Genomic DNA, 26165 nt, shown 5'->3' with positions numbered 1-26165 from the left:
CCCCCCGCCCGCGCCCGCATCCCGCGCCCCGTGGAATTCGCGGCCCGGGGTACTGCTGTGACCTCAAGGCCACCCGGGAGATCGGCTTCGACGAGGCCTTCCCGTACGAGGGCTTCACCAAGCCCCTCGCCCAACGGCGCATCGGCATCCCGCGGATGCGCCCGGAGTCCGGAGTCCGGAGCCCGGAGCCCGGAGCCCGGCGCCAAGGCCCACCAGGCCGCCCGGGGTGCGGTTCAGTTGCCGGCGACGTCCTTCACCGCGACCGACACCGGGGTGTGACCCTCGATCAGTTCCAGGGTGAGCCCCGCCGTCGAGGGCGTGTCGAGCAACTCCGCCAGGACCGCCGCGACGTCGTCACGGGTCACCGAACCGCGCCCGGTGGAAGCGGCGAGCCGAACCCGCCCCGTGCCCGGGTCGTCGGTCAGATGGCCGGGGCGGACGATCGTCCAGTCCAGGGCGGCGCGACGGCGCACCTCGGCGTCGGCGGCGCCCTTGGCGCGCAGGTAGGCGGCGAAGACCTCGTCGGTGCCGGGGCGGGACCCGGCGTCGGCCCCCATGGCGGAGACCATCAGATAACGGCGTACGCCCGCGCGTTCCGCCGCGTCGGCCAGCAGCACGGCGGCGTCCCGGTCGACGGTCTCCTTGCGGGCGGCGCCGCTGCCCGGCCCCGCGCCCGCCGCGAAGACGACCGCGCCGGCCCCGGCCAGCGCCTGGGCCACCTCGTCCACCGATGCCGACTCCAGGTCGAGCACGATCGGCTCGGCGCCGGCCTCGCGCAGGTCATCGGCCTGTTCCGGCGTGCGGATGATGCCCGCCACCTCGTCCTCGCGCGCGGCGAGCAGCCGCTCCAGCCGCAGCGCGATCTGTCCATGTCCACCAGCGATCACAGTGCGCATGCCACCGACGCTACGCCCGGCGCGCCGTTCATGCCGGGTCACGTCGGCTCCTCGACTGACGCGGCAGGTCGAGCGCCAGGGTGTCGGTGTACTCGCGTACCGCGCTGGTCCGGGAGACGACCCGCCCCCGGTGGATGACGATCCGGCTGTACGCGAGCGAGAGCGCGCTCTCCAGCCGGTCGGCCCGTACCGCGAGCAGCTCGGCGGGGAAGCCCGCCTCCACCCGCACCTCGGGCAGCCCCATGACGGCGCGGGCGTCCCGGCTCACCGCCTCGTAGGCCTCCCCGGGGGCGCACTCGCCGTGGGAGGCGAGCAGGAAGGCGGCCTCCAGGGGGTCGCCGCGGCCGACGGGGTTGGTCAGGTCGCGCAGCGCGCCGCTGCCCGCGGCGATCCGGACGCCGGCCGCCCGCAGGGTCCGCACCGGCGCGGTGCCGCCGCGGCGCAGCGACTCGAGGGCACCGCAGCCGCCCTGCGGGAGGGCGGTCAGCGAGACCCCGGCGGCGGCGAGCTGCCCCGCCAGGCGGACGGTCGTGTCGTACGGGAGCCGGGCCAGGCCGCCGCAGGGGCCGAGGGCGACGCCGGGGCGCAGTCCTCCCGCCATCGCGGCGAGCCGGGAGAGCCGGGCCGGGTCGGCGGCGTCGGTGTGCAGGTCGACGGGGAGGCCGAACTCGGCGGCCACGGCGAGCACGGCCTCCGCGTACCCGCCCGGGTCGGGGTCGAGGTCGGGGCAGCCGCCCACCACGTCGGCGCCCATCTTGAGGGCGTCGCGGAGCACCGCGAGGCCGTCCGCGCCGGCGGGCCCGGTGAGCACCCGGGGCACGGCCACGGTCCGCACGTCGACCAGGCCGCGCAGGGCGCGCCGGGCCTGCAGCGCCGCCTCCAGGGCGCGCAGCCCCTGTACGTCGCCGATGCGGATGTGCGTGCGGACCGCGGTCGCGCCGTGGCCGAGCTGGTGGAGGGCGCCCTCGGTGACCCGCCGCTGCACGTCCTCGGCGTCGTACGAGGGCGGTCCGGCGGAGCCGGCGGTCAGGGCGGTGTCGAGGTGGGCGTGCGGTTCGGCGGGGGCGGGCAGCAGGAGGTAGCCGCCGAGGTCGACACGGGTGCCCTCGTGGAGGCTGCCGGCGGTGCCGACGGCCTCGATGCGCGCTCCGGCCAGGCGCACGTCGACGGTGCGGCCGTCGGCGAGGCGGGCACCGCAGAGCAGGAGGGCGGGGGCTGGGGCGGTTTCGCCCAGCGGCGGGTCGGTGGGCTGCTGCGGCTGGCTGTCGGTCATCGCGCTCCTCGGGGCCGGAGGCAAGATCACGCGGTTCCGAGCCTAGGGCGCGGTGCCCGGTCCGTCCGGGAAGAGCGAATAGTCGTACTGGTGACGTCAAGTGACGTATGGGGCCGAGCGGCTGGGGTGGCGGAGGTGGGAGGTGGTCCGGCGACTGCCCGCAAGATACGGATTTCACCTTCGGCGGCGGACCGTGTAATGTCTTCCTCGCTCGCCCCAATAGCTCAGTCGGCAGAGCGTCTCCATGGTAAGGAGAAGGTCTACGGTTCGATTCCGTATTGGGGCTCTGGTGATCGGATGGCCCGCCACCCGGCGGGTGATCTTTTCATCGAAGCGGCGTAGCTCAGTCGGTAGAGCAAGCGGCTCATAATCGCTGTGTCACCGGTTCAAGTCCGGTCGCCGCTACCCCGCGTAGCCGATTGTGGGATCGGTCCTTCAATCGGCTACTCTTTCCGTGTTCAAACCTTATTGCCGTTCGTCAAGGAGCACTCACGTGGCCGCCACCGACGTCCGCCCGAAGATCACGCTGGCCTGCGTGGAGTGCAAGGAGCGGAACTACATCACCAAGAAGAACCGGCGCAACGACCCGGACCGTCTTGAGATGAAGAAGCACTGCCCGCGCTGCAACGCGCACACCGCGCACCGCGAGACGCGCTGACCCAGGCCGTAAGACCGAAGAGGCCGCCCCTGTCACGGGGGCGGCCTCTTGGCGTTGGCGGACCCGCCGACGCGCAGACCACAGCTCCAGGAGGTGCCGATGGCGCTGGACCAGTCCTTCGTGGGGCGGACGTATCCGCCCACCGCTCCCTACGAGGTGGGCCGGGAGAAGATCCGCGAGTTCGCCGAGGCCGTCGGTGACCCGAACCCGGTCTACACCGACCCCGACGCGGCCAAGGCCCTGGGCCACCCGGACGTGATCGCGCCGCCGACCTTCCCGTTCGTGATCACGTACAAGGCCTCGGGGCAGGTCGTCCTCGACCCGGAGCTGGGACTGGACTACGGCCGGGTGGTGCACGGCGACCAGAAGTTCAGCTACACCCGCCCCGTGCGGGCCGGTGACCGCCTGTCGGTGACGGTCACCATCGAGGCCATCAAGTCGCTCGCGGGCAACGACGTCATCGACGTCCGCGGCGAGGTCCACGACGAGAGCGGCGAGCACGTGGTGACGGCGCTGATGAAACTGGTGGCGCGCGCGCCGGAGGGTGAGTGAACCGATGACGGCGAAGATCTCCTACGACGAGGTCGAGGTCGGCACCGAGCTGCCGGCGCGGTCCTTCCCCGTGAACCGCGCCACACTCGTGCAGTACGCGGGCGCCTCCGGTGACTTCAACCCGATCCACTGGAACGAGAAGTTCGCCACGGAGGTCGGACTGCCGGACGTCATCGCGCACGGCATGTTCACCATGGCCTCGGCGATCCGCGTGGTGACGGACTGGGCGGGCGACCCGGGCGCGGTCGTGGAGTACGGGGTCCGCTTCACCAAGCCGGTCGTGGTGCCGAACGACGGCACGGGCGCGCTGATCGAGGTCAGCGCCAAGGTCGCGGCCAAGCTGGACGACGACGAGCGCACGGTCCGGGTGGACGTGACGGCCCTCAGCGCCGGGCAGAAGGTGCTGGGCATGTCGCGCGCGGTGGTCCGGCTGGCGTAGCCGTGAGGAGAAGGCGGCGGGGCGTCCCGCCGCCTTCCTCTTGCCCACGCTTGTTATTGACTGATAACTTACTTGGCATGGCAGGCGACGGCATGCGGATGAGCGCGGAGGAGCGCCGCGAGGCGGCGATCCGCGCGGCGATGACGGAGTTCGGCACGGGTGGCTACAACGGCACCTCGACCGGCGTCATCGCCAAGCGCATGGGTGTGTCGCAGCCGTACCTCTTCCGGCTCTTCCCGAACAAGAAGGCGCTGTTCATGGCCGTCGCGGCGCGGTGCGTCGAGACGATCGAGGCGCACTTCGAGAAGGCGGCCGAGGGGCTGGAGGGGGAGGAGGCGTTCGAGGCGATGTGCGGCTCGTACCAGGAGCTCATCGGGGACGGCGACGTCCTGCGGATGCAGTTGCAGATGTACGTGGCCGCCGTCGACGACGAGGAGATCCGCGAGGCCTGCCGGCGTGGCTGGCTGGGCCTGTGGGACTTCGTCAGGGCACGTACGGGGGTGGGCGACCGCGAAGCGGCGGAGTTCTTCGGCACGGGGATGCTCGTGAACGTACTGGTGGCGCTCGGTGTCCCACAGCACGAGCGCGGCTGGGCGGGGATCGAGGACCTCTACGCCGACCGCTTCCCGGGGAAGGGCTGACGGGTCGCGTCGGCCTGCCGTGGGGCCCACCCATGTCCATGAAAGTTATTGATCAATTACTAATCAGCTGGGGGAGTTCATGGCACAGCAACCGACGGAGGGCCGGCGCGGCAGCGTCGTCTGGGCACTCGTCATCACCAGCGTCGCCGGATTCATGGCGGCGCTCGACAACCTGGTCGTCACCACGGCGCTGCCCTCCATCCGCGCGGACCTGGGCGGCGCCCTGGAGGACCTGGAGTGGACGGTGAGCGCCTACACGCTCACCTTCGCCGTCCTCCTGATGTTCGGCGCCGCCCTGGGCGACCGCTTCGGCCGCCGGCGCATGTTCCTGGTGGGCCTCGGCGTCTTCTCCGCGGCCTCCGCCGCAGCGGCCCTCGCCCCCGGCATGGGCGAACTCATCGCCGCCCGCGCCGTCCAGGGCGTCGGCGCCGCGATCCTCATGCCGCTGACCCTCACCCTGCTCTCGGCCACCGTGCCGCCCGAGCGGCGCGGCATGGTGTTCGGCATCTGGGGCGCGGTGAACGGTCTCGCGGTCGCCGCCGGACCGCTCATCGGCGGCTCGCTCACCGAACACATCTCCTGGCAGTGGATCTTCTGGCTGAACGTCCCGATCGGCGTGCTCCTCCTGCCCCTCGCCCGGCTGCGGCTCGCCGAGAGCCGTGGTCCCGACCCCCGGCTCGACGTGACCGGCACGGCGCTCGCCAGCGCGGGTCTGTTCGGCATCGTCTACGCCCTCGTCCGCGGCAACGCCGACGGCTGGACCAGCGGCCCGGTCCTCGGCGGACTCGTCGGCGGCGGTGTGCTGATGGCCCTCTTCGTCCGGCACGGCATCCGCGCCCGCAACCCGATCCTGCCGATGCGGCTCTTCCGCAGCCGCGCCTTCGCCGCCGTCAACACGGCCAGCCTGCTGATGTTCCTCGGCATGTTCGGCTCGATCTTCCTGCTCAGCCAGTTCCTCCAGGGCGTCGCGGGCTACTCCCCGACCGAGGCGGGGCTGCGCATGCTGCCCTGGACGGGCATGCCGATGATCGTCGCGCCCATCGCGGGCTTCCTCTCCGACCGCATCGGCGGCCGCCCGGTCGTCGCCGCCGGACTCGCCCTGCAGGCGGTGGGCCTCGGCTGGTTCGCCGTGGTGATCGAGCCGGGCGTGTCGTACGCGGCGCAGGTGCCGGCGCTGATCGTGAGCGGCATCGGGATGGCGATGTACTTCGCCCCGAGCGCCAACATCGTCATGGGCAGCGTCCGGCCCGAGGAGCAGGGCATCGCCTCGGGCGCCAACAACGCCCTCCGCGAGGTCGGCGGGGCCCTCGGCGTCGCCACCCTCGCGGCGGTCTTCTCCGCCCAGGGCGGCTACGAGTCTGCGGCGCGGTTCGCCGACGGCCTCACCCCCGCCCTCTGGGTGGGCGCGGCCGCCGTCGCGGTCGGAGCGCTCGCGGCCCTCCTCATCCCGGGTCGACGCGCCGCTAAGGCCCCCGAGCCGGTCCCCGCCCCGCCCAAGTCCCTGGTCGACGCGACGCCCTGACGCCCCGTCCGGCGCGCGTCACCACCGGCCGGCCCGGTGGTGACGCGCGCTCCGGGCTACCCGGACCCCGTCCGCCCCGCGGGCGTCCACCCCTCGCTGCGGATGTCGAGCGCCAGGTCGCGGTCGTGGACCTCCTCGCCGCACGCGCGGCAGTACTCGACAGGGTCCACCGGATGGTCGTCCCGGTGCCGGAGCACGACCGGCGGCTCGTCCACCGCCCACTTGTCGCCCCACGCCACCAGGGACCGGATGACCGGCGCGAGGTCACGCCCCGCCTCCGTCAGGTGGTACTCGTACCGCGGCGGCCGCTCGCTGTAGGCGCGCCGCTCGACGATGCCGGCCTCCTCCAGGGCGCGCAGCCGCGCGGTGAGGCGGTCGCGCGGAGCGCCCGTGTTGCGGGCGATGACGTCGAAGCGCCGGTTGCCGTAGAGGATCTCGCGGACCGCGAGCAGCGCCCATTTCTCGCCGACGACGTACAACGCCGCGGCTGCCGAGCAGGGGCGCCCCGGCAGTGGGGGCACAGGTGTGGTCGGGCTCACCGGGCCAGTCTCACACGGAAGGTTGTGATGTCAAACCCTCTCGTCCTACCCTCGTCCTCACGCGATCGTTGGAAAATCAAACTAACTACGCACCGCACCCTCAGGAGGCGAGAACGTCATGCGCGACGCCGTCATCGTCGAAGCCGTCCGCACCCCCATCGGCAAGGGCAAGCCGGGCGGGGCGCTCGCCGGGACGCACCCGGTGGAACTGCTCGCCCACACCCTCAAGGAGCTCGTCGGCCGCAGCGGGATCGACCCGGCGCTGGTCGACGACGTCATCGGCGGCACCGTGGACCAGGTCGGCGAGCAGGCCATGAACACCACCCGCTGGGCCTGGCTGTCGGCGGGCTTCCCCGACTCCGTCCCGGCCACCACGGTCGACCGGCAGTGCGGCTCCTCCCAGCAGGCCGTGCACTTCGCCGCGCAGGGCGTCATCGCCGGCGCCTACGACGTCGTCGTGGCCTGCGGCGTGGAGTCGATGAGCCGGGTGCCCATGTGGTCCAACGTGCCGCCCGGTGCGGACCCGTTCGGCCCCGGCGTCGCCGAGCGGTTCCCGGGCGGACTCGTGCCGCAGGGCGTCAGCGCGGAGCTGATCGCCGCCAAGTGGTCGCTGGGCCGGGAGGCGATGGACGCCTTCGCCGCCGAGTCGCACCGCAAGGCCGCCGCCGCCTGGTCGGCCGGCGCCTTCGACGCCGAGGTCGCGCCGCTGGCCGGACTCACCACGGACGAGTCCGTCCGTCCCGCGACCACCCCGGAGATCCTCGCCGGGCTGCGTCCCGCCTTCGCCGACCCCGGCTACGCCGAGCGCTTCCCGCAGATCGACTGGTCGGTCACGGCCGGCAACAGCAGCCCGGTCAACGACGGGGCCTCCGCCGTGCTGATCACCAGCAGCGAGACCGCGGAGCGCCTGGGACTGCGCCCGCTCGCCCGGCTGCACAGCTTCGCGGTCACCGGCTCCGACCCCCTGCTGATGCTGACCGGGGTCATCCCGGCCACCGAGCGGGTGCTGCGCCGCGCCGGGCTGGACCTGGCGGACGTCGACCTGTTCGAGGTCAACGAGGCCTTCGCCAGCGTCGTCCTCGCCTGGCTGCAGGAGACCGGCGCCGATCCGGCCAAGGTCAACGTCAACGGTGGCGCCATCGCGCTGGGCCACCCGCTCGGCGCCAGCGGCACCCGGCTGATGACCACCCTCGTCCACGCCATGCGGGCCCGTGGCGCGCGCTACGCGCTGCAGACCATGTGCGAGGCGGGCGGCCTCGCCAACGCGACGGTCCTCGAGGCGCTCTGATCCGTACGGGGCGGGCGGCATCCCTGACGGAGCCGCCCGCCCCGTAACCTGAATGCCGTGCACGTACTCAACGACGCCCCGCTCGCGCCCCTGACCACCTTCCGCCTCGGTGGCCCCGCGACCCGCCTGGTGACGGCGACCACGGACGCCGAGGTCGTCGAGGTCGTCCGGGAGGCGGACGCGGCCGGGACGCCGCTGCTGGTCATCGGCGGCGGCAGCAACCTGGTGATCGGCGACGAGGGCTTCGCGGGCACCGCGCTGCGCATCGCCACCAGCGGCTTCGAACTCAGCGGCACCGAACTGGAGCTCGCGGCGGGCGAGGTCTGGACGGACGCCGTCGCCCGCACCGTGGAGGCGGGCCTGGCGGGCGTCGAGTGCCTGGCCGGCATCCCGGGCTCCGCCGGGGCCACGCCCATCCAGAACGTGGGCGCGTACGGCCAGGAGGTCGCCAGCACGATCACCGAGGTGGTCGCGTACGACCGCACCACAGGTGAGACGGTCGTCCTGGACAACGCCGCGTGCGCCTTCTCCTACCGGCACAGCCGTTTCAAGGCGGACCCCGCGCGCCACGTCGTGCTGCGCGTGCGCTTCGCCCTGGAGGACGCAGGCGGCATGTCCGGCCCGCTGAAGTACGCGGAGACGGCCCGCGCCCTCGGCGTCGGGACGGGCGACCGGGTGCCCCTGGCCACCGCCCGCGAGACGGTGCTGAAGCTGCGCTCGGGCAAGGGCATGGTGCTGGACCCGGAGGACCACGACACCTGGTCGGCGGGCTCCTTCTTCACCAACCCGGTCCTCACCGAGGCCGGTCACACGGACTTCCTGGCCCGTGTCCACGACCGCCTCGGCCCGGACGTCACGCCCCCCGCCTACCCCGCGGGCGACGGCCGCATCAAGACCTCCGCCGCCTGGCTGATCGACAGGGCGGGCTTCGCCAAGGGCTACGGCACCGGCCCCGCGCGGATCTCCACCAAGCACACCCTCGCCCTCACCAACCGGGGCGGGGCCACGACCGCCGACCTGCTCGCGCTGGCCCGCGAGGTCGTCGAGGGCGTCCACACGGCCTTCGGGATCACCCTGGTCAACGAGCCGGTGACGGTCGGCGTCAGCCTGTAGCACGCCGCGGGGCGCCCCTGGTACTAGTACGCCACCCCGACCGCCTGCTTCAGCGTCGCCGCGTCGTCGACCACCGCGAGCATCGCGTGCGCCACGTCGGCGCGGCCGATGGTGAGGCCGCCGCGCAGATTGGCGTTGAGCGCGGTCCGGTAGACCCCGGTCAGTGGCTTGTCGCTGAGCTTCGGAGGCCGTACGGCGGTCCAGTCGGTGGCGCTGCGGCGCATCTCCTCCTCCATCGCCCGCAGGTCGTCGTAGACGGGCCGCAGCAGCCCCGAGACGACGGGTGCGATGATCCGGCCGAGCAGCGTCTCGTCCTGCGGCACCGGGCCCAGCGGGGCCGCGCTGACCGCCACGAACCGGCGCACGCCCTCCGCCTCCATGGCCCGCAGGACCGGGCGGGTGACCTCGGTGGCGATCCCCGCGTCCTTGCGCCGGCGCGGCCCGAGACCGGAGAGCACCGCGTCCCGCCCGGCGACGGCCGCGCGCAGCGGCTCCGGGTCGGTCAGCGACGCCGTGACGACCTCCAGACCGGATCCGGTCACGGGCAGCCTTGCCGGGTCGCGCACCACCGCGGTGACGCGGTGCCCCGCGGCCAGCGCCTGGCGCACGATCTGCCGGCCGATGCCCCCGGTCGCGCCGAACACCGTGACGTCCATCGTTCCCTCCCTGGTGGGTGAGTACTCACTCACCTTTAGGGTGAGTGCATGCTCACCCCCGAGTCAACACCCACCCGGACGCGGATCCTGGACGCCGCCGAGCGCCTGATGCGCACCATCGGCCTCGCCCGCACGACCACCAAGGAGATCGCGAAGGCGGCCGGCTGCTCGGAGGCCGCGCTCTACAAGCACTTCAGCAGCAAGGAGGAGCTGTTCGTCCAGGTGCTCAAGGAGCGGGCGCCACGGCTCGGGCCGCTCATGGCCGAGCTCACCGCCGACCCGGGCGACCGCAGCGTCGAGAGCTGCCTCACCGACATCGCGCGCACCGCGGTCCTCTTCTACGAGTCCAGCGTGCCGATCGCCGCCTCGCTCTTCGCCGAGCCCGCGCTGCTGGCACGGCACCGTGACGCACTGCGCCCCATGGGCTCCGGGCCGCACGTGCCGCTGCGGGAGCTCGCCCGCTACCTGCGCGCGGAGCGCGACAGCGGGCGCATCCGGGCCGACGCCGACCCCGAGGCGGCCGCCGCGCTGCTGCTCGGCGCGTGCTTCCAGCGCGGCTTCCTCAACCGCTACCTGGGCGAACCAGTGGACGAGCAGCCGCTGGACGACTTCGCGGTCGCCGTCGCTCGCACCGTCCTGGCCGGGATCAGTCGCTGAGCCAGTCGTCGATCCCCGCCAGGAGCTTGGTCCGCACGCCCTCCGGCGCCGCGGAACCGCGCACCGACTGGCGGGCCAGTTCGGCCAGCTCCTCGTCGGTGAAGCCGTGTGCGTCACGGGCCAGTTCGTACTGCGCGGCGAGCCGGGAGCCGAACAGCAGCGGGTCGTCGGCGCCCAGTGCCATCGGCACCCCGGCGTCGAAGAGGGTGCGCAGCGGCACCTGCTCGGGCTGCTCGTAGACCCCCAGCGCGACATTGGACGCGGGGCAGACCTCGCAGGTCACGCCGCGTTCGGCGAGCTTCGCCATCAGCCGCGGGTCCTCCGCCGCCCGCACGCCGTGCCCGATGCGGCTGGCGTGCAGGTCGTCCAGGCAGTCGCGGACGCTGCCCGCGCCCGCCAGCTCGCCGCCGTGCGGGGCCGCCAGCAGGCCGCCCTCCCTGGCGATGGCGAAGGCGCGGTCGAAGTCCCTGGCCAGACCCCGGCGCTCGTCGTTGGAGAGCCCGAAGCCGACGACCCCGCGGTCCGTGTAGCGCACCGCGAGCCGGGCCAGCGTGCGGGCGTCCAGCGGGTGCTTGGTGCGGTTGGCGGCGACGAGGACGGCCATGCCCACGCCCGTGTCCCGGGAGGCGGTCTCCACGGCGTCCAGGATGATCTCCAGGGCCGGGATCAGCCCGCCCAGGCGCGGCGCGTACGAGGTGGGGTCGACCTGTATCTCCAGCCACCCCGATCCGTCGCGGGCGTCCTCCTCGGCGGCCTCGCGCACCAGACGGCGGATGTCGTCGGGGGAGCGGAGCACGGAACGCGCGATGTCGTACAGGCGCTGGAAGCGGAACCACCCGCGCTCGTCGGTCGCGCGCAGACTGGGCGGCTCGCCCGAGGTCAGCGCCTCGGGCAGGTGCACCCCGTACTTGTCGGCGAGCTCCAGCAGGGTCGCGGGCCGCATCGAGCCGGTGAAGTGCAGGTGGAGGTGCGCCTTGGGGAGGAGGGATACATCGCGTGCCATCCACAGATCCTGCCGTACCGGCGGGGGGTGCCGGTACCTCTTTCGGCCGCTTTCCCCGAACGAGCGCTTGCCCGCACACACACGCGGGCCCCCGGACCGGCCGGTCCGGGGGCCCAAGGGGCGGTTCGCTCAGGCCTTGGCCTCGCCCAGCAGCTTCTGCAGCCGGGAGACGCCCTCGACGAGGTCCTCGTCACCGAGCGCGTACGACAGGCGCAGGTAGCCGGGGGTGCCGAAGGCCTCGCCCGGGACCACGGCGACCTCGGCCTCCTCCAGGATCAGCTCGGACAGCTCCACCGAGCTCTGCGGCCGCCTGCCGCGGATCTCCTTGCCGAGCAGCGCCTTGACCGACGGGTACGCGTAGAACGCGCCCTCCGGCTCGGGGCAGACGACACCGGGGATCTCGTTGAGCATCCGCACGATGGTCTGGCGGCGGCGGTCGAAGGCCTTGCGCATCTCGCCCACGGCCACCAGGTCACCGGAGACGGCGGCCAGGGCGGCGACCTGCGCGACGTTGCTCACGTTCGAGGTGGCGTGCGACTGCAGGTTGGTGGCGGCCTTGACGACGTCCTTGGGGCCGATGATCCACCCCACGCGCCAGCCGGTCATGGCGTAGGTCTTGGCCACGCCGTTGACGACGACGCACTTGTCGCGCAGCTCGGGGAAGAGCGCGGGCAGCGAGACCGCGGAGGCGCCCCCGTAGACCAGGTGCTCGTAGATCTCGTCGGTCAGCACCCACAGGCCGTGCTGGACGGCCCAGCGGCCGATCGCCTCGGTCTCGGCCTCGGTGTAGACGGCGCCGGTCGGGTTGGACGGCGACACGAAGAGCACGACCTTGGTCTTCTCCGTGCGGGCGGCCTCCAGCTGCTCGACGGAAACCCGGTAGCCGGTCGTCTCGTCGGCGACCACCTCCACCGGGACACCGCCGGCCAGCCGGATCGACTCGGGGTAGGTCGTCCAGTACGGCGCCGGGACGATGACCTCGTCACCCGGGTCGAGGATCGCGGCGAAGGCCTCGTAGATGGCCTGCTTGCCGCCGTTGGTGACCAGGATCTGGGAGGGGTCGACCTCGTAGCCGGAGTCGCGCAGCGTCTTGGCGGCGATCGCGGCCTTCAGCTCCGGCAGGCCGCCGGCCGGGGTGTAGCGGTGGTACTTCGGATTGCGGCACGCCTCCACGGCCGCCTCGACGATGTAGTCGGGCGTCGGGAAGTCGGGCTCGCCGGCTCCGAAGCCGATGACCGGTCGCCCGGCGGCCTTGAGGGCCTTGGCCTTCGCGTCCACGGCGAGCGTCGCGGACTCGGAGATCGACCCGATGCGGGCCGACACGCGTCGTTCAGTTGCAGCGGTCATGCCTGCATCGTCGCAGACCCGGGGGTACCGGAGCACACGAGTTCACGTTCCGGTCGGAACCGCGCGCAACCGCGCCGAACCGCGCCCGGACACGCGACGCATTCGACGCCCGGCCCGCGAACACGTACACTCATCCGTCGATGGCCCCCGCGAGCTGATCTTGGCTGCACACATCGTGCAGCCGCTCGGATGCGGTACGTTGGGGGGCACTCAAAGGGTCGTAGCTCAATTGGTAGAGCACTGGTCTCCAAAACCAGCGGTTGGGGGTTCGAGTCCCTCCGGCCCTGCTACAAGCAGGCAGACGCTTTGAGGATTGTTTCGGCAAACGACCCGGATTCAGGTGAGGACGAGTGACGGAAGCCCTGGGCTCCACCGCGACGCCTGAAAGTGGTCGTCCCGACGGTGAATCCACGGACGCCGGCTCCAAGAAGCCCCGCCGCGGCGGCAAGCGCGGCAAGAAGGGGCCCCTCGCGCGCCTCGCGCTCTTCTACCGCCAGATCGTCGCGGAGCTCCGCAAGGTCGTCTGGCCCACGCGCAGCGAGCTCATCACCTACACCAGCGTGGTGATTGTCTTCGTTGTGGTCATCATCGCGCTCGTTACCGTGATTGACTGGGGATTCAACAAGGGCGTCTCGTACGTCTTCGGGTGATTCCTCCCGCGGAGGGCGCCCGCGGCGCCCGACCGCCTGTTCCACATCGTGAAGGAAGAAGCAGCGACCGTGTCTGACCCGAACCTGTACGACGCCGACGAGACCGTCGAGGGCGACGACACCGCGCTTGACATCGTCGAGGCCGCCGACGGCGACATCGACCAGGCGGAGGCTGCAGACGAGGCCGCCGGCGAGCCCGCCGAGCAGGCTGCCGTCCAGGTCGTCGACGAGGACGAGGCCACGGAAGAGGAAGCCGCGGAGGAGCAGGCCCCGGTGGACCCGGCCGCCTCGTTCCGCGAGGAGCTGCGCGCCCTCCCCGGCGAGTGGTACGTCATCCACACCTACGCCGGCTACGAGAACCGCGTGAAGTCCAACCTGGAGCAGCGCGCCGTCTCGCTGAACGTCGAGGACTACATCTACCAGGCCGAGGTGCCCCAGGAAGAGGTCGTCCAGATCAAGAACGGCGACCGCCGCACCGTCCGCCAGAACAAGCTGCCCGGCTACGTGCTGGTGCGCATGGACCTGACGAACGAGTCCTGGGGCGTCGTCCGCAACACCCCCGGCGTCACCGGCTTCGTCGGCAACGCCTACGACCCGTACCCGCTGACGCTGGACGAGGTCACCAAGATGCTGGCCCCGGAGGCCGAGGAGCAGGCCGCTGCCGCCGAGGGCGGCGAGGGCGGTGCCGTTCCGAAGCGCAAGGTCGAGGTCCAGGTGCTGGACTTCGAGGTCGGCGACTCGGTCACCGTCACCGACGGCCCGTTCGCGACGCTGCAGGCCACGATCAACGAGATCAACCCGGACTCGAAGAAGGTCAAGGGCCTCGTCGAGATCTTCGGCCGCGAGACCCCGGTCGAGCTCAGCTTCGACCAGATCCAGAAGAACTAGCAGCCCGTAACACCGGAAGAGCCCCCGCCCGCGGTCACCCGCCGGGCGGGGGCTCTTCCGCGTACGGCGGGGGCGGTCGACCATGGTGGCGGGGGAGCGTCGCGCAGACGGCCGCTCCAGGCGGTTTCCGGGGTCCTCGGGGGTGCCGCCGGGTCGTCTCTGACCTGCTCGGTTTCAGGGCTCGGCACGGTACCCGCTATCGTGGTGCGGTATGCCTGCTCGCAGGCAGGAAAACTCTCACTAGGACCCGGAGAGAGCACATGCCTCCCAAGAAGAAGAAGGTCACGGGGCTTATCAAGCTCCAGATCAACGCCGGCGCGGCCAACCCGGCCCCGCCGGTGGGCCCGGCGCTGGGTCAGCACGGCGTCAACATCATGGAGTTCTGCAAGGCCTACAACGCGGCCACCGAGTCGCAGCGTGGCTGGGTGATCCCGGTGGAGATCACGGTCTACGAGGACCGTTCCTTCACCTTCATCACCAAGACCCCGCCGGCTTCCCGCATGATCCTCAAGGCCGCGGGTGTGGAGAAGGGCTCCGGCGAGCCGCACAAGACCAAGGTCGCGAAGCTTACGCGTGACCAGGTCCGCGAGATCGCCACGACCAAGCTGCCCGACCTCAACGCGAACGACCTGGACGCCGCCGAGAAGATCATCGCCGGCACCGCGCGTTCCATGGGCATCACGGTCGAGGGCTGACCACACCACCAGCAGTTCCGTGGCAGGGCCTGCTCGGCCCGCACCACGACTCCTCAGGACACACAGGAGCAGTAGTGAGCAAGCGCAGCAAGTCTCTCCGCGCTGCGGACGCCAAGATCGACCGGGAGCGTCTGTACGCGCCCCTCGAGGCCGTCCGTCTCGCCAAGGACACCTCCACCAGCAAGTACGACGGCACCGTCGAGGTGGCCTTCCGTCTGGGCGTCGACCCGCGCAAGGCCGACCAGATGGTCCGTGGCACCGTGAACCTTCCGCACGGCACCGGTAAGACCGCCCGGGTCCTGGTCTTCGCGACCGGTGACCGTGCCGAGGCCGCGCGTGCCGCGGGCGCCGACATCGTCGGCGCCGACGAGCTCATCGACGAGGTCGCCAAGGGCCGCCTGGACTTCGACGCCGTCGTCGCCACCCCGGACCTCATGGGCAAGGTCGGCCGCCTCGGCCGCGTCCTCGGCCCCCGTGGTCTGATGCCGAACCCGAAGACCGGCACCGTCACCCCCGACGTGGCCAAGGCCGTCACCGAGATCAAGGGCGGCAAGATCGAGTTCCGCGTCGACAAGCACTCGAACCTGCACTTCATCATCGGCAAGACCTCGTTCGGTGAGCAGCAGCTGGTCGAGAACTACGGCGCGGCCCTGGACGAGATCCTCCGTCTGAAGCCGTCCGCCGCCAAGGGTCGCTACATCAAGAAGGCCGCCATCAGCACCTCGGTGGGCCCCGGCATCCCGGTCGACCCGAACCGCACCCGTAACCTCCTCGTCGAGGAGGACCCGGCCTCCGTCTGACCGGGTCGGGCCCCTGGGCCCGTGCAGTTGTGAACCGGCCCCGCGCCTCTCCGGAGGTGCGGGGCCGGTTTTTCCGTACGACCGTGTCGGCGCCGTGCGTTACCGTGGCAAGCGGTTCCACGGGGACCCGGGGACGACGGACGGTATGGGGTGGGGATTTCATGAGCTTGTCGGCAGCGAAGCGTCTGGGCGTCGGTCTGGCGGCCGTGGCCGTCGTGGTCGGGCTCGCGGGCTGCGACGACGGCGACGGGGGCGGCAAGAAGCGCAAGAAGGCCGAAGCGCCCCACGGGGCGGTCCAGGGGCAGGGCGAGATCGCCAAGGCCATCCAGGCCGCCTTCGAGAAGACCTCGGAGGCGAAGTCCGCCAAGGTGCGCATGACGCTCACCCTGCCGGCCGGCGCGCAGGGCGGCGGCACGATGCGGATCGCCGGAGTGCAGGGGTGGGACCCGGCGGTCATGGACGTCACCATGGAGGGCTCGGCCTTCACCGCCGCCGACCCGGACGCCCCCTCCCGGATCCGCATGATCATGCTGGACCAGGCCATGTACATGGACATGGGGGCGAAGCAGGCCGCCGAGATGGACGGCAAGCGCTGGATGAAGCTGGACCTGAAGGCCGCGGCCGAGGTGAGCGGCAGCGAAGAGCTGCAGAAGCAGATGACCGGCGGCCTGGACAACATGAACCAGGACCCGGCCGAGCAGCTCGCCCTGCTGCTCCAGTCGCCCAGCCTGAAGCACGTCGGCGCGGAGAAGGTCGGCGGCGTCCAGGCGGACCACTACAAGGGCACGCTGACCTTCGCGGAGATGGTGGACGCCAACAAGGCCACCGGCGTCCTGTCCGAGAAGGAGCGCAAGGCCCTGGTCGCCAACGCCGAGAAGGCGGGCATCAAGGGCTACGACACCGAGATCTGGGTCAACCAGGACCACTACCCGGTGAAGATGGTCGTAGGCGTGAGGACGCCCGAGGGCACGCTCCGCATGAACGCCTCCTACTCCGACTACGGCACCGCGGTGGGCGTCCAGGCGCCGCCGGCGAAGGACACCGTCGACCTCTTCGGGATGCTCGGGGACATGAAGGCCTCCGGCCTGACCGGAGGCTCCGGCCTCACAGGCTGACCTGCCCCGACACCGGATTTGCCTGGCACGGATCCATTCGCGTACCCTTCACGGGAAGCCAAAGACCGCTGGTTGCTGGCGTGCCCGTGAGGGTGCGGCAGCCGAAGGATCCGCTGATGCGGACGGCCCGCGCAGGTGACAGTGGATGCACTCCCGGGAACGCTCCTCGCGATTCCGGTCGAGTCACGCCCCGTGCGCCTGCGCCGGGGCGTTTGTTTTGCCCGGCCCCTTCCCGTGCGGTCCGAATCACCCGGAAGGAGGCCGAGGCTCTATGGCGAGGCCCGACAAGGCCGGTTCGGTTGCCGAGCTGACGGACAAGTTCCGCAGCTCCAACGCCGCCGTGCTGACCGAGTACCGCGGTCTCACCGTGGCGCAGCTCAAGACGCTGCGCCGTTCGCTCGGTGAGAACGCCCAGTACGCCGTGGTGAAGAACACGCTGACCAAGATCGCGGCCAACGAGGCCGGGATCACCGCTCTGGACGACCTGTTCGCGGGTCCGACGGCGGTCGCCTTCGTCACCGGTGACCCGGTGGAGTCGGCGAAGGGTCTCCGTGACTTCGCCAAGGAGAACCCGAACCTCATCATCAAGGGCGGTGTGCTTGACGGCAAGCCGCTGTCCGCCGATGAGATCAAGAAGCTCGCGGACCTCGAGTCCCGCGAGGTGCTGCTCGCCAAGCTGGCGGGTGCCATGAAGGCAAAGCAGGGCCAGGCCGCTGCTGTCTTCCAGGCCCTGCCTTCGAAGCTCGTCCGCACCGTGGAAGCGCTGCGCGAGAAGGTCGAGCAGGGCGGTGCCGGTACGCCGGCTCCCGCCGAGGACGCGGAGTAGTCACTCCCGTGCTCTAGCGGGCCCGTACGCCCGCCGACATGTACATCCGGCACCTGCCGAATTAGTGGAAGGACCGCCATCATGGCGAAGCTCAGCCAGGACGACCTGCTCGCGCAGTTCGAGGAGATGACCCTCATCGAGCTCTCCGAGTTCGTGAAGGCCTTCGAGGACAAGTTCGACGTCACCGCCGCCGCCCCGGTCGCCGCCGTGGCCGCCGGTGTCCCCGGTGCCCCCGCCGAGGCCGTCGAGGAGAAGGACGAGTTCGACGTCATCCTCACCGGCGCCGGCGAGAAGAAGATCCAGGTCATCAAGGTCGTGCGCGAGCTGACCTCCCTGGGTCTGAAGGAGGCCAAGGACCTCGTCGACGGCACCCCGAAGCCGGTCCTCGAGAAGGTCAACAAGGAGGCCGCCGAGAAGGCCGCCGAGTCCCTCAAGGCCGCGGGCGCGTCCGTCGAGGTCAAGTGATCCCTGCCCCTTCCGGGGGGCTGATCAGCCGCGGGGCGGCCACCCTTTCGGGTGGCCGCCCTCGGTCGTTTGCGTGGTGCGTCACCCGGTCCGGCGACCGACCCGGGTAGGGTGATCATCACTGTTCCGGGACCGTCGGCTTCCTCGAGCTGTGACGATCTCCGCGGGGCGGAGGCCTTGACGAACCGCACGCAGCGCGCGATTCTCAGGACGCGTCGTCACATCGGCCATGGACCGAGGCATGGAACGAAGGCGATGCGGGAATGCCTAGCGTGGCAAGCGTGAAAGAGGGCATGACGGCTCACAACAAGGGGCTCCTACCGACCCCTCCGGAGGACGAGATTGGTGCAGTACCGGTCTCCGAAACTCTGCACTGGACATCAGTGTGCCAAGTGGCTACACTGACCCTTTGCGCTGCCTGTTAGCTGCCGCCTGGCCCGTCACCAGGGGCAAGCCCAAGCCTGAGCACACATGAGGAACCGTCCTGACCAGGGCCTCCTTGTCTGCGCCCGGGGGCGGAAGCCGGTACGCGCGTAGTGAGTCCGAGCCCTCGGAAGGACCCCCTCTTGGCCGCCTCGCGCAACGCCTCGACTGCCAATTCGAACAACGGCGCAAGCACCGCCCCGCTGCGCATCTCTTTCGCGAAGATCAAGGAGCCCCTCGAGGTCCCGAACCTCCTCGCGCTGCAGACCGAGAGCTTTGACTGGCTCCTCGGCAACGCCGCCTGGAAGGCTCGCGTCGAGGCGGCCCTGGACAGTGGCCAGGACGTCCCCACCAAGTCCGGTCTGGAGGAGATCTTCGAGGAGATCTCGCCGATCGAGGACTTCTCCGGGTCGATGTCGCTGACCTTCCGCGACCACCGTTTCGAGCCTCCGAAGAACTCGATCGACGAGTGCAAGGAGCGCGACTTCACGTACGCGGCCCCGCTCTTCGTCACGGCCGAGTTCACCAACAACGAGACCGGCGAGATCAAGTCCCAGACGGTCTTCATGGGCGACTTCCCGCTCATGACCAACAAGGGCACCTTCGTCATCAACGGCACCGAGCGTGTCGTGGTGTCCCAGCTGGTGCGCTCGCCGGGTGTCTACTTCGACAGCCAGATCGACAAGACGTCCGACAAGGACATCTACTCCGCCAAGGTCATCCCCTCCCGTGGTGCCTGGCTGGAGATGGAGATCGACAAGCGCGACATGGTCGGTGTCCGCATCGACCGCAAGCGCAAGCAGTCCGTGACCGTCCTCCTGAAGGCGCTCGGCTGGACCACCGAGCAGATCCTCGAGGAGTTCGGCGAGTACGAGTCCATGCGCGCCACCCTGGAGAAGGACCACACCCAGGGCCAGGACGACGCGCTGCTGGACATCTACCGCAAGCTGCGTCCGGGCGAGCCGCCGACCCGTGAGGCCGCGCAGACGCTGCTGGAGAACCTCTACTTCAACCCCAAGCGCTACGACCTGGCCAAGGTCGGCCGCTACAAGATCAACAAGAAGCTGGGTGCCGACGCGCCGCTCGACGCCGGCGTGCTGACCGTCGAGGACGTCATCTCGGCGATCAAGTACCTGGTCAAGCTGCACGCGGGCGAGACCGAGACCACCGGCGACAACGGTTCCTCCGTGGTCGTCGAGGTCGACGACATCGACCACTTCGGCAACCGTCGTCTGCGCAACGTCGGCGAGCTCATCCAGAACCAGGTCCGCACGGGTCTGGCCCGTATGGAGCGCGTCGTCCGCGAGCGGATGACCACCCAGGACGTCGAGGCGATCACGCCGCAGACCCTGATCAACATCCGGCCGGTCGTCGCCTCCATCAAGGAGTTCTTCGGCACCAGCCAGCTGTCCCAGTTCATGGACCAGACGAACCCGCTGTCGGGCCTGACCCACAAGCGCCGTCTGTCCGCGCTGGGCCCCGGTGGTCTGTCCCGTGAGCGGGCCGGCTTCGAGGTCCGTGACGTGCACCCGTCCCACTACGGACGCATGTGCCCGATCGAGACCCCCGAAGGCCCGAACATCGGTCTGATCGGCTCGCTGGCCTCCTACGGCCGGGTCAACGCGTTCGGTTTCGTGGAGACCCCGTACCGCAAGGTCGACGAGAACGGTGTCGTCACCGACGAGGTCAACTTCCTCACGGCCGACGAGGAGGACCGCTTCGTCATCGCCCAGGCGAACGCCCCGCTGACCGACGACAACCGCTTCGCGGAGTCGCGCGTCCTGGTGCGCCGCCGTGGTGGCGAGATCGACTACGTCCCCGGTGAGGACGTGGACTACATGGACGTCTCGCCGCGCCAGATGGTGTCGGTCGCGACCGCCATGATCCCGTTCCTCGAGCACGACGACGCCAACCGCGCGCTCATGGGATCGAACATGATGCGCCAGGCCGTGCCGCTGCTCAAGGCGCAGGCCCCGCTGGTCGGCACCGGCATGGAGTACCGCTGCGCGGTCGACGCCGGTGACGTCATCAAGGCCGACAAGGACGGTGTGGTCCAGGAGGTCTCCGCGGACTACGTCACCGTCGCCAACGACGACGGCACCTACAACACCTACCGGGTCGCCAAGTTCTCCCGCTCGAACCAGGGCACGTCCTTCAACCAGAAGGTCGTCGTGGACGAGGGCGCCCGCGTGATCGCCGGCCAGGTGCTCGCCGACGGCCCGTCCACCGAGCGCGGTGAGATGGCGCTGGGCAAGAACCTCCTGGTGGCGTTCATGCCGTGGGAGGGCCACAACTACGAGGACGCGATCATCCTCAGCCAGCGTCTGGTGCAGGACGACGTCCTCTCCTCGATCCACATCGAGGAGCACGAGGTCGACGCCCGTGACACCAAGCTCGGCCCCGAGGAGATCACCCGGGACATCCCGAACGTCTCCGAGGAGGTCCTGGCCGACCTCGACGAGCGCGGCATCATCCGCATCGGTGCCGAGGTCGTCGCCGGCGACATCCTGGTCGGCAAGGTCACCCCGAAGGGCGAGACCGAGCTGACCCCGGAGGAGCGCCTGCTGCGCGCGATCTTCGGCGAGAAGGCCCGTGAGGTCCGTGACACCTCGCTGAAGGTGCCGCACGGCGAGACCGGCAAGGTCATCGGCGTGCGCGTCTTCGACCGCGAGGAGGGCGACGAGCTGCCGCCCGGCGTGAACCAGCTGGTCCGCGTCTACGTGGCACAGAAGCGCAAGATCACCGACGGTGACAAGCTCGCCGGCCGCCACGGCAACAAGGGCGTCATCTCCAAGATCCTGCCGATCGAGGACATGCCGTTCCTGGAGGACGGCACCGCGGTCGACATCATCCTCAACCCTCTGGGTGTCCCGTCCCGGATGAACCCGGGACAGGTCCTGGAGATCCACCTCGGCTGGCTCGCCGCCCAGGGCTGGGACGTCTCCGGCATCGGCGACGAGTGGGCGCAGCGCCTGACGGCGATCGGCGCCGACCAGGTGGAGGCCGGCACCAACGTCGCCACCCCGGTGTTCGACGGTGCCCGCGAGGACGAGATCGCCGGTCTCTTCGAGGCCACGATCCCGAACCGCGACGGCCAGCGCCTGGTGCTGCCCTCCGGCAAGGCCCGGCTCTTCGACGGCCGCTCCGGCGAGCCGTTCCCGGACCCGATCTCGGTCGGCTACATGTACATCCTCAAGCTGCACCACCTGGTGGACGACAAGCTGCACGCCCGTTCCACCGGTCCGTACTCGATGATCACCCAGCAGCCGCTGGGTGGTAAGGCGCAGTTCGGTGGTCAGCGCTTCGGTGAGATGGAGGTGTGGGCCCTTGAGGCGTACGGCGCGGCCTACGCGCTGCAGGAACTCCTCACCATCAAGTCCGACGACGTCCTGGGCCGCGTGAAGGTCTACGAGGCGATCGTCAAGGGCGAGAACATCCCCGAGCCGGGCATTCCCGAGTCCTTCAAGGTGCTCATCAAGGAAATGCAGTCGCTCTGCCTCAACGTGGAGGTGCTGTCCTCGGACGGCATGTCCATCGAGATGCGCGACACGGACGAGGACGTCTTCCGCGCGGCGGAGGAGCTCGGTATCGACCTGTCCCGGCGCGAGCCGAGCAGCGTCGAAGAGGTCTGACGGGCCGGCCGGGGAGCTGCCGTGAGCAGCTCCCCGCCTCCCCCGGACCGTTCAGACATGTTTGACTTTCGACCCCGAAAGAGGGATTGACGACAAAGTGCTCGACGTCAACTTCTTCGACGAGCTGCGGATCGGCCTTGCGACCGCGGACGACATCCGACAGTGGTCCCATGGCGAGGTCAAGAAGCCTGAGACCATCAACTACCGCACCCTGAAGCCCGAGAAGGACGGACTCTTCTGCGAGAAGATCTTCGGCCCCACCCGGGACTGGGAGTGCTACTGCGGCAAGTACAAGCGTGTCCGCTTCAAGGGCATCATCTGTGAGCGCTGCGGCGTCGAGGTCACTCGCGCCAAGGTGCGTCGTGAGCGGATGGGCCACATCGAGCTGGCCGCCCCCGTGACCCACATCTGGTACTTCAAGGGCGTTCCGTCGCGGCTGGGCTACCTGCTCGACCTCGCCCCGAAGGACCTCGAGAAGGTCATCTACTTCGCCGCCTACATGATCACGTGGGTGGACGACGAGCGTCGTACCCGCGACCTGCCCTCGCTGGAGGCCCAGGTCTCCGTCGAGCGTCAGCAGATCGAGCAGCGCCGTGACTCCGACATCGAGTCCCGGCAGAAGAAGCTCGAGGCCGACCTCGGCGAGCTGGAGGCCGAGGGCGCCAAGTCCGACGTGCGCCGCAAGGTGCGCGAGGGCGCCGAGCGGGAGATGAAGCAGCTGCGCGACCGTGCCCAGCGCGAGCTGGACCGGCTCGACGAGGTGTGGTCCCGCTTCAAGAACCTCAAGGTCCAGGACCTGGAGGGTGACGAGCTGCTCTACCGCGAGCTGCGGGAGCGCTTCGGCACCTACTTCCAGGGTTCGATGGGTGCCGCGGCGCTGCAGAAGCGCCTGGAGTCCTTCGACCTGGACGAGGAGGCCGCCAAGCTCCGCGAGATCATCCGTACCGGCAAGGGCCAGAAGAAGACCCGTGCGCTCAAGCGCCTCAAGGTCGTCTCCGCCTTCCTGCAGACCACCAACAAGCCCCAGGGCATGGTGCTGGACTGCGTCCCGGTGATCCCGCCGGACCTGCGTCCGATGGTGCAGCTGGACGGTGGCCGCTTCGCGACCTCCGACCTGAACGACCTGTACCGCCGCGTCATCAACCGCAACAACCGCCTCAAGCGCCTCCTCGACCTCGGTGCCCCCGAGATCATCGTGAACAACGAGAAGCGCATGCTCCAGGAGGCCGTCGACGCGCTCTTCGACAACGGCCGTCGTGGTCGCCCGGTCACGGGCCCCGGCAACCGTCCGCTGAAGTCGCTGTCCGACATGCTCAAGGGCAAGCAGGGCCGGTTCCGTCAGAACCTGCTCGGCAAGCGCGTCGACTACTCGGCCCGTTCGGTCATCGTCGTCGGCCCGCAGCTCAAGCTGCACCAGTGCGGTCTGCCCAAGGCCATGGCGCTGGAGCTCTTCAAGCCGTTCGTGATGAAGCGCCTGGTGGACCTGAACCACGCGCAGAACATCAAGTCGGCCAAGCGCATGGTCGAGCGCGGCCGCACGGTCGTCTACGACGTGCTCGAAGAGGTCATCGCCGAGCACCCGGTGCTGCTGAACCGTGCGCCGACCCTGCACCGCCTCGGCATCCAGGCCTTCGAGCCGCAGCTGGTCGAGGGCAAGGCCATCCAGATCCACCCGCTCGTCTGCACCGCGTTCAACGCGGACTTCGACGGCGACCAGATGGCCGTGCACCTGCCGCTGTCCGCGGAGGCGCAGGCCGAGGCCCGCATCCTGATGCTGTCCTCGAACAACATCCTCAAGCCCGCCGACGGCCGTCCGGTGACGATGCCGACGCAGGACATGGTCCTGGGTCTGTTCTTCCTCACCACGGACGCGGAGGAGCGCGAGCTCCGGGGTGAGGGCCGGGCGTTCGGCTCGACCGCCGAGGCGATCATGGCCTTCGACGCGCGCGAGCTCTCGCTCCAGTCGCGGATCGACATCCGGTTCCCGATCGGCACCGTCCCGCCGCGTGGCTGGACCCCGCCGGCGGACGTCGAGGGCGAGGAGCCCTGGCAGCTGGGCGACTCCTTCCGGCTGAACACGACCCTGGGCCGTGCGCTCTTCAACGAGCTGCTGCCCGAGGACTACCCGTTCGTGGACTACCCGGTGGGCAAGAAGCAGCTCTCCGAGATCGTCAACGACCTCGCCGAGCGCTACCCGAAGGTCATCGTGGCGGCGACGCTCGACAACCTGAAGGCGTCCGGTTTCCACTGGGCGACCCGTTCCGGTGTCACCGTGGCCATCTCCGACGTCGTCGTGCCCGAGGCCAAGAAGGCCATCATCGCGGGCTACGAGGCTCAGGACGAGAAGGTCCAGAAGCAGTACGAGCGCGGTCTGATCACCAAGGACGAGCGCACGCAGGAGCTCATCGCGATCTGGACCAAGGCGACCAACGAGGTCGCCGAGGCGATGAACGCGAACTTCCCGAAGACCAACCCGATCTTCATGATGGTCGACTCGGGTGCCCGCGGAAACATGATGCAGATGCGTCAGATCGCGGGTATGCGTGGCCTGGTGTCCAACGCGAAGAACGAGACCATCCCGCGGCCGATCAAGGCGTCGTTCCGCGAGGGTCTCACCGTGCTGGAGTACTTCATCTCCACCCACGGTGCCCGTAAGGGTCTCGCGGACACCGCTCTGCGTACCGCCGACTCCGGTTACCTGACCCGTCGTCTGGTCGACGTCTCCCAGGACGTCATCATCCGCGAGGAGGACTGCGGCACCGAGCGCGGCCTCAAGCTGGCGATCGCCGAGCGCTCCGAGGACGGTTCGCTGCGCAAGACGGACGACGTCGAGACCAGCGTGTACGCGCGCTGCCTCGCCGAGGACGTCGTGGTGGACGGCAAGGTGCTGGCCACCGCCGGCACCGACCTGGGCGACGTGCTCATCGAGCAGCTCATCCACAACGGCGTCGAGGAGGTCAAGACCCGCTCGGTCCTGACCTGCGAGTCCGCGGTGGGCACCTGCGCGATGTGCTACGGCCGTTCGCTCGCGACCGGCAAGCTGGTGGACATCGGTGAGGCGGTCGGCATCATCGCCGCCCAGTCCATCGGCGAGCCCGGCACCCAGCTGACGATGCGTACCTTCCACACCGGTGGTGTGGCCGGTGACGACATCACGCAGGGTCTGCCGCGTGTCGTCGAGCTCTTCGAGGCGCGTACCCCCAAGGGTGTCGCCCCGATCTCGGAGGCGGCGGGCCGCATCCGGATCGAGGAGACCGAGAAGACCAAGAAGATCGTCATCACCCCGGACGACGGTGCGGAGGAGATCGCCTACCCGATCTCCAAGCGTGCCCGGCTGCTGGTGGGCGAGGGCGACCACGTCGAGGTCGGCGAGAAGCTGACCGTGGGTGCCACCAACCCGCACGACGTGCTGCGCATCCTGGGTCAGCGGGCCGTCCAGGTCCACCTGGTCGGGGAAGTCCAGAAGGTCTACAACTCGCAGGGTGTGTCGATCCACGACAAGCACATCGAGATCATCATCCGGCAGATGCTCCGCCGGGTGACGATCATCGAGTCCGGCGACGCGGAGCTGCTGCCGGGCGAGCTGGTCGAGCGCGGCCGCTTCGAGACCGAGAACCGTCGGGTCGTGGCGGAGGGTGGCCACCCGGCCTCCGGCCGTCCGCAGCTGATGGGTATCACCAAGGCCTCGCTGGCCACCGAGTCCTGGCTGTCGGCCGCCTCCTTCCAGGAGACGACCCGAGTCCTCACCGACGCGGCGATCCACGCCAAGTCCGACTCGCTGCTGGGCCTCAAGGAGAACGTCATCATCGGTAAGCTCATCCCGGCCGGTACGGGTCTGTCCCGCTACCGCAACATCCGGGTCGAGCCGACCGAGGAGGCCAAGGCCGCGATGTACTCGGCCGTCGGCTACGACGACATCGACTACAGCCCGTTCGGCACCGGCTCCGGCCAGGCCGTCCCGCTGGAGGACTACGACTACGGCCCGTACAACGGCTGAGTCGTCCGCTCGAAGCCGCTGGGCGGCCATCCCCTGGGGGTGGCCGCCCAGCGGCTTTGTGCCGCCTTGGAGGGCCCTGTGGGGCCTTCC

The 26165-nt window shown here is 70.1% G+C and carries 23 protein-coding genes and 3 tRNA genes; 20 read left to right on the top strand and 6 right to left on the bottom strand.

Annotated features, from left to right (window positions below):
• Nucleotides 1-233 precede the first annotated feature (233 nt).
• Nucleotides 234-896 (bottom strand): NAD(P)H-binding protein, encoded by a 663-nt coding sequence (locus PV350_RS27555; protein ID WP_500336655.1) that lies wholly within the window; start codon nt 894-896, stop codon nt 234-236.
• A gap of 28 nt (nt 897-924) precedes the next feature.
• A complete protein-coding gene (locus tag PV350_RS27550; RefSeq protein WP_499513400.1) occupies nt 925-2169 on the bottom strand; it encodes an amidohydrolase family protein in 1245 nt (414 codons plus the stop codon).
• A 213-nt stretch (nt 2170-2382) separates the two neighbouring features.
• On the opposite strand from PV350_RS27550, the gene PV350_RS27545 reads away from it, so the two are divergent.
• The 7 genes from PV350_RS27545 (at nt 2383) to PV350_RS27515 (ending at nt 5981) form a co-directional block, all read left to right on the top strand.
• A tRNA-Thr gene (locus PV350_RS27545) sits at nt 2383-2455 on the top strand.
• A gap of 46 nt (nt 2456-2501) precedes the next feature.
• Nucleotides 2502-2574 (top strand) — tRNA-Met (locus tag PV350_RS27540).
• A gap of 88 nt (nt 2575-2662) precedes the next feature.
• The gene (rpmG, locus tag PV350_RS27535) at nt 2663-2827 is read left to right on the top strand and encodes a 50S ribosomal protein L33 (RefSeq protein WP_004571794.1); all 165 of its coding nucleotides are present in this window, start codon (nt 2663-2665) and stop codon (nt 2825-2827) included.
• Between the two features lie 99 nt (nt 2828-2926).
• A complete protein-coding gene (locus PV350_RS27530; RefSeq protein ID WP_499513401.1) occupies nt 2927-3379 on the top strand; it encodes an FAS1-like dehydratase domain-containing protein in 453 nt (150 codons plus the stop codon).
• Nucleotides 3380-3383: 4 nt separating this feature from the next.
• Complete coding sequence (locus PV350_RS27525) at nt 3384-3818, top strand: MaoC family dehydratase (protein ID WP_499513402.1); 435 nt, start codon at nt 3384-3386, stop codon at nt 3816-3818.
• A gap of 77 nt (nt 3819-3895) precedes the next feature.
• Nucleotides 3896-4459, top strand: a complete 564-nt coding sequence (locus PV350_RS27520) for a TetR/AcrR family transcriptional regulator (protein WP_499513403.1) — start codon at nt 3896-3898, stop codon at nt 4457-4459.
• 79 nt (nt 4460-4538) lie between these two features.
• The gene (locus PV350_RS27515; RefSeq protein ID WP_500336653.1) at nt 4539-5981 is read left to right on the top strand and encodes a DHA2 family efflux MFS transporter permease subunit; all 1443 of its coding nucleotides are present in this window, start codon (nt 4539-4541) and stop codon (nt 5979-5981) included.
• 56 nt (nt 5982-6037) lie between these two features.
• Here the strand turns inward: PV350_RS27515 and PV350_RS27510 are convergent, their stop codons facing one another.
• Nucleotides 6038-6520: a winged helix-turn-helix transcriptional regulator gene (locus tag PV350_RS27510; protein WP_500336651.1), complete on the bottom strand. Its 483-nt coding sequence runs from the start codon at nt 6518-6520 to the stop codon at nt 6038-6040.
• A 118-nt stretch (nt 6521-6638) separates the two neighbouring features.
• Between PV350_RS27510 and PV350_RS27505 the strand changes: the two genes are divergently transcribed.
• Nucleotides 6639-7808 carry a thiolase family protein gene (locus PV350_RS27505; protein WP_500328166.1) on the top strand — a complete coding sequence of 390 codons (1170 nt, stop codon included), beginning with the start codon at nt 6639-6641 and terminating at the stop codon, nt 7806-7808.
• A gap of 57 nt (nt 7809-7865) precedes the next feature.
• Entirely contained in the window at nt 7866-8921 is a 1056-nt protein-coding gene (locus tag PV350_RS27500; RefSeq protein ID WP_499513407.1) for a UDP-N-acetylmuramate dehydrogenase, read from the top strand.
• A gap of 23 nt (nt 8922-8944) precedes the next feature.
• On the opposite strand, the gene PV350_RS27495 is transcribed toward PV350_RS27500, so the two are convergent.
• The gene (locus PV350_RS27495; RefSeq protein WP_500336650.1) at nt 8945-9577 is read right to left on the bottom strand and encodes an NAD(P)-dependent oxidoreductase; all 633 of its coding nucleotides are present in this window, start codon (nt 9575-9577) and stop codon (nt 8945-8947) included.
• 48 nt (nt 9578-9625) lie between these two features.
• Between PV350_RS27495 and PV350_RS27490 the strand changes: the two genes are divergently transcribed.
• A complete protein-coding gene (locus PV350_RS27490; protein WP_499513409.1) occupies nt 9626-10234 on the top strand; it encodes a TetR/AcrR family transcriptional regulator in 609 nt (202 codons plus the stop codon).
• On the opposite strand, the gene PV350_RS27485 is transcribed toward PV350_RS27490, so the two are convergent.
• Together PV350_RS27485 and PV350_RS27480 are read right to left on the bottom strand one after the other, a co-directional pair.
• Complete coding sequence (locus PV350_RS27485; protein WP_499513410.1) at nt 10224-11237, bottom strand: adenosine deaminase family protein; 1014 nt, start codon at nt 11235-11237, stop codon at nt 10224-10226. The genes PV350_RS27490 and PV350_RS27485 overlap by 11 nt on opposite strands.
• A gap of 129 nt (nt 11238-11366) precedes the next feature.
• Nucleotides 11367-12584 (bottom strand): pyridoxal phosphate-dependent aminotransferase, encoded by a 1218-nt coding sequence (locus PV350_RS27480; RefSeq protein ID WP_500336647.1) that lies wholly within the window; start codon nt 12582-12584, stop codon nt 11367-11369.
• 214 nt (nt 12585-12798) lie between these two features.
• On the opposite strand from PV350_RS27480, the gene PV350_RS27475 reads away from it, so the two are divergent.
• The 10 genes from PV350_RS27475 (at nt 12799) to PV350_RS27430 (ending at nt 26075) form a co-directional block, all read left to right on the top strand.
• Nucleotides 12799-12871 (top strand) — tRNA-Trp (locus PV350_RS27475).
• A 63-nt stretch (nt 12872-12934) separates the two neighbouring features.
• Complete coding sequence (gene secE / locus PV350_RS27470; RefSeq protein ID WP_499513412.1) at nt 12935-13234, top strand: preprotein translocase subunit SecE; 300 nt, start codon at nt 12935-12937, stop codon at nt 13232-13234.
• A 69-nt stretch (nt 13235-13303) separates the two neighbouring features.
• Nucleotides 13304-14122: a transcription termination/antitermination protein NusG gene (nusG, locus tag PV350_RS27465; protein ID WP_500336645.1), complete on the top strand. Its 819-nt coding sequence runs from the start codon at nt 13304-13306 to the stop codon at nt 14120-14122.
• Between the two features lie 260 nt (nt 14123-14382).
• Entirely contained in the window at nt 14383-14817 is a 435-nt protein-coding gene (gene rplK, locus PV350_RS27460; protein WP_319135229.1) for a 50S ribosomal protein L11, read from the top strand.
• A gap of 74 nt (nt 14818-14891) precedes the next feature.
• Nucleotides 14892-15617, top strand: coding sequence for a 50S ribosomal protein L1 (gene rplA / locus PV350_RS27455; RefSeq protein WP_499513414.1), 726 nt, complete (start codon nt 14892-14894; stop codon nt 15615-15617).
• Nucleotides 15618-15778: 161 nt separating this feature from the next.
• Nucleotides 15779-16732, top strand: a complete 954-nt coding sequence (locus PV350_RS27450) for an SCO4651 family lipoprotein (RefSeq protein ID WP_499513415.1) — start codon at nt 15779-15781, stop codon at nt 16730-16732.
• 271 nt (nt 16733-17003) lie between these two features.
• On the top strand, nt 17004-17558 hold the full coding sequence (rplJ, locus tag PV350_RS27445; RefSeq protein WP_319135235.1) for a 50S ribosomal protein L10: 555 nt from the start codon (nt 17004-17006) through the stop codon (nt 17556-17558).
• An 81-nt stretch (nt 17559-17639) separates the two neighbouring features.
• Entirely contained in the window at nt 17640-18023 is a 384-nt protein-coding gene (gene rplL / locus PV350_RS27440; RefSeq protein WP_499513416.1) for a 50S ribosomal protein L7/L12, read from the top strand.
• Nucleotides 18024-18589: 566 nt separating this feature from the next.
• Complete coding sequence (gene rpoB, locus PV350_RS27435; RefSeq protein WP_500328154.1) at nt 18590-22078, top strand: DNA-directed RNA polymerase subunit beta; 3489 nt, start codon at nt 18590-18592, stop codon at nt 22076-22078.
• A gap of 97 nt (nt 22079-22175) precedes the next feature.
• Nucleotides 22176-26075, top strand: coding sequence for a DNA-directed RNA polymerase subunit beta' (locus PV350_RS27430; RefSeq protein ID WP_499513418.1), 3900 nt, complete (start codon nt 22176-22178; stop codon nt 26073-26075).
• Nucleotides 26076-26165 lie beyond the last annotated feature (90 nt).

It is taken from the genome of Streptomyces sp. PA03-6a, from assembly GCF_033792765.1.
Taxonomy (GTDB): domain Bacteria; phylum Actinomycetota; class Actinomycetes; order Streptomycetales; family Streptomycetaceae; genus Actinacidiphila.
The sequence above is the reverse complement of the archived record's forward strand: the minus strand, read 5'-3'. Positions and strand labels throughout refer to the sequence as shown.